Here is a 3107-nt window from a genome sequence, read left to right on the forward strand (position 1 = left end):
TACGTTTCCTATGACGACGGCCTCACTATAGTCGACGAGCGTGTACACGACGCAGCGCTCGAGCTCGTCGCCGACGTGGTCGGTGGAGCCGCGCAGCAGGAGCGTGACGCCGTGGGAGTCGTCGCCCTCGACGTAGAACATCTCGTCGTCCTCGTCACGGCTGATCGAGCCGTGGCCGAGGTCGTCGCTGCTCAGGCCGTCGAACGTGCTCACGACGTTGCCGCCGAGCACGTTCTTCAGGAAGCCGATGTCCGAGGACTTCACGCGGCGGATCGCGAGGATGCCCTCCTTCGCGAGGTAGTGCTGGGCGAGGTCGTCGATGCCCTTCTGACAGAACACCACGTCGGCGCCGGTCTCGACGATGGCGTCGACCTTCTCGCGGAGCTCCTGCTCCTCCTGGTCGAGGAACGACTGGAGCTGGTCGGGCGAGTCGATGGAGACGTTGGTGTCCACGTCGGCCTCGTCGACCTCGATGGCCGCGTCGAGCAGCAGCGTGTCGGCGTCCGCGACCTCGCTCGGCATGTTGTCGTGGACGGGGTCCTTCGAGATGACCGCGCCGTTGAGCAGGTCGCTCTCGGAGACGCCGCGGCCCTTCTGGGTCTCGATGTTGAGGTTGGCGAGGTCGACGACGTGGCTGCCGTCCTCGGCCTCGACGGTGACGGCCTCGACGGCCTCGACGATGAGCTGGGCGAGGTGCTCCTTGTCGAGCTCCGCGCCCTTGCCGGTCATCGACGTCTCGGCGACCTTCGCGAGCAGCTCGGTGTCGCTCGGGTCGATCTCACGCGAGATGTCCTCGATCTCCTCGCGGGCCTGCTCGCTCGCGAGGTGGAACCCCTTGATCACCGCGGTGGGGTGGATGTCCTGCTCGAGCAGCTCCTCGGCGTTCTTCAGGAGCTCGCCCGCGATCGCGACGGCCGTGGTCGTCCCGTCGCCGGCCTCCTCCTCCTGGGTCTCGGCGACCTCGACGATCATCTCGGCCGTCGGGTTGTCGATGTCCATCTCCTCGAGGATGGTGACGCCGTCGTTGGTGATGGTGACGTCGCCCATCGAGTCGACGAGCATCTTGTCCATCCCTTTCGGGCCGAGCGTCGAGCGTACAGCCTCGGCGACCGCGCGGGCCGCAGAAATGTTGTACTCCTGTGCGTCCTTGTCCTTCACTCGCTGGGAGTCCTCGCCCATGATGATCATCGGCTGGCCTCCGCCTCGCTGTCGTTGACTCATGTGTATAGAGAGATTGTCCGTGGTTCTATATAAATGTGTCGTTGGTGGCGGCCAGATCGATCCCGTCGTCGAGCCAGATTGGCCGAAGAAATCGACAGCAAGCGACCGGTAGGGAGCGAATCGTGTGTTACTGTAGCATGGTATACCGAGTCGAGATTTGGCGCCTTTATGTACTCGTCGGGGTGTCCACCGGGCGGGGAGCCATGGCGAACCGCTCGCCCCCTCGACTGGACACGAGAACCGAGCCGAAGCTACTGGTCGGGGGGCAAGCGTCGAAGAGATACGGCTGACGGGACGGGTCGACGACGAAACGAGGAGAGCAGAAACCGCAAGCAGGAGAGGAGAGGGGTGGTCGGCGCGGCGGTCGGTCAGTTCTCGGGGTGATCACCCCCGTCCGGATCCACCAGGTACTCGGCGTCGGCCGCGTCGGGCTCGGGGAGCTCGTCGTCGAACTCCGTCTCCACGTCTCGGGAGGCGAGGCGGTGCTCCAACTGTCGACGCTTGTTCCGCCCTTTCCGCTCGCGACCGGTTTTCGTGTCTGGCATCGTCACCCGTGACAAAGATACACATGGTTATCAACGTTTCGGGGGTATGCGACCCGCTACAGCCGGTCGCCTCGCGAGAATCCCACCGCAGCCGGGGACGGTGTTCGTTCTGTGGTAACTTCCCACACACTTAACAGGGTGGCAGTCGAAATACGGCCCGTATGGTGCGTACGGTTCCACCGAACGAGGAAGCACGGAGCGTGTTCGAACGCCTCGGCTACGCCGTCTCCGGCGACGGACCGGAGTTCGTCGCGGAGCGGAAGTGGCGGTCCGTCCGGGTACGGACCCTCTGCGCCGAGGACGCCGCCCGGCCCGGCGCCCTCGACGCGGAGTACGGCCTCGAATGCCTCGTGACGTGGACCGACTGCGTGGACGAACTCGACGACCACCTCAGCGAACAGTCCCCCGACGGCGAGTGGGCGATCATCGGCGTCGACGACGAGGGCGAGTACGAAGTGCATCGAGCAGCCTAATCCTCGGTCGCCGGCGATCGGCCCCTACGGTGGGCTCGGCTACCAGATTTTTACGCTCGACCCCCGAGAGATAGCCTATGCTGTCGCTCCAGTTCGGGGTCGTGCAGGAGGGGATCGATCGGTTCATCGAGGGGATCGCGGGCGCGATCCCGCGCGTCCTCTCGGGGATCGTCTTCATACTGATCGCGGCGGTGCTCGCGAAAGTCGTGATGACGATCGTCAGGGTCGCGCTCCGCCGCACGCTCCCGAAGGAGTCCGACGTGTACCGACAGTTCGTCAGCACCATCGTCGCCGCGTTCCTCTGGTTCGGGATCGGGCTCTCCTTCCTCTCGATCGTCGGACTCGATCAGATCGCCGCCTCGATGGGGACCGCCGCCGGCTTCCTCGCCCTCGGCGTCTCCTACTCGCTGTCGAGCATGATCGCCGACGCCGTCGCCGGCGTCTACCTGCTGCGCGACCCGGACTTCATGCCGGGCGATCGCGTGAAAGTCGGCGAGGTGTCGGGCACCGTCACGTCGATCGAACTCCGCAAGACGCGGTTCCGCGACGAGAATGACGACACGGTGGTCCGGGGGAACGCCGAGATCGAGAAGAAGTGGACCAAGCTGAAGCAGGCAGACGACGAGGCTACCGGCGAATCGGACGGCGAGGCTACGGGCGAATTCGACGACGAGGCGGCGGCCGAATCGGACGACGAGGCTGCGGAGGAATCCGACGACGAGACGGCGTAGCCGGTGTGCCCGGCCGGGCGAGAGACTTATCACCGGCAACCGCGAAGCTCTGTTAATGTTCGTCGGCCACGCGTTACTGGCGTTCGCGCTCGTCGGGGGAGCGGCGGCGCTGCTGACCGACCGCGGGGTCGGCCTCC

General features: G+C 65.6%; 4 protein-coding genes. 2 read left to right on the forward strand and 2 right to left on the reverse strand.

Going from position 1 to position 3107, the window contains the following annotated elements; genetic code table 11:
* Nucleotides 1-1221, reverse strand: a 1221-nt coding sequence (thsB, locus tag ACFR9S_RS02435; RefSeq protein WP_379817992.1) for a thermosome subunit beta, incomplete at its 3' end; no start/stop codon positions are given.
* Between the two features lie 368 nt (nt 1222-1589).
* Nucleotides 1590-1766, reverse strand: a complete 177-nt coding sequence (locus ACFR9S_RS02440) for a hypothetical protein (protein WP_379732274.1) — start codon at nt 1764-1766, stop codon at nt 1590-1592.
* A 161-nt stretch (nt 1767-1927) separates the two neighbouring features.
* Between ACFR9S_RS02440 and ACFR9S_RS02445 the strand changes: the two genes are divergently transcribed.
* A complete protein-coding gene (locus ACFR9S_RS02445; protein WP_379732273.1) occupies nt 1928-2239 on the forward strand; it encodes a DUF7116 family protein in 312 nt (103 codons plus the stop codon).
* A gap of 77 nt (nt 2240-2316) precedes the next feature.
* The gene (locus ACFR9S_RS02450) at nt 2317-2970 is read left to right on the forward strand and encodes a mechanosensitive ion channel domain-containing protein (RefSeq protein ID WP_379732272.1); all 654 of its coding nucleotides are present in this window, start codon (nt 2317-2319) and stop codon (nt 2968-2970) included.
* Nucleotides 2971-3107 lie beyond the last annotated feature (137 nt).

The organism is Halolamina salina (assembly GCF_042678005.1).
GTDB lineage: Archaea > Halobacteriota > Halobacteria > Halobacteriales > Haloferacaceae > Halolamina > Halolamina salina.

Excerpts from the sequence above, each read along its gene's own strand:
- ACFR9S_RS02445 (WP_379732273.1), top strand. The coding sequence starts at position 1,928 with ATGGTGCGTACGGTTCCACCGAACGAGGAAGCACGGAGCGTGTTCGAA.
- ACFR9S_RS02440 (WP_379732274.1), bottom strand. The coding sequence starts at position 1,766 with ATGCCAGACACGAAAACCGGTCGCGAGCGGAAAGGGCGGAACAAGCGT.
- ACFR9S_RS02450 (WP_379732272.1), top strand. The coding sequence starts at position 2,317 with ATGCTGTCGCTCCAGTTCGGGGTCGTGCAGGAGGGGATCGATCGGTTC.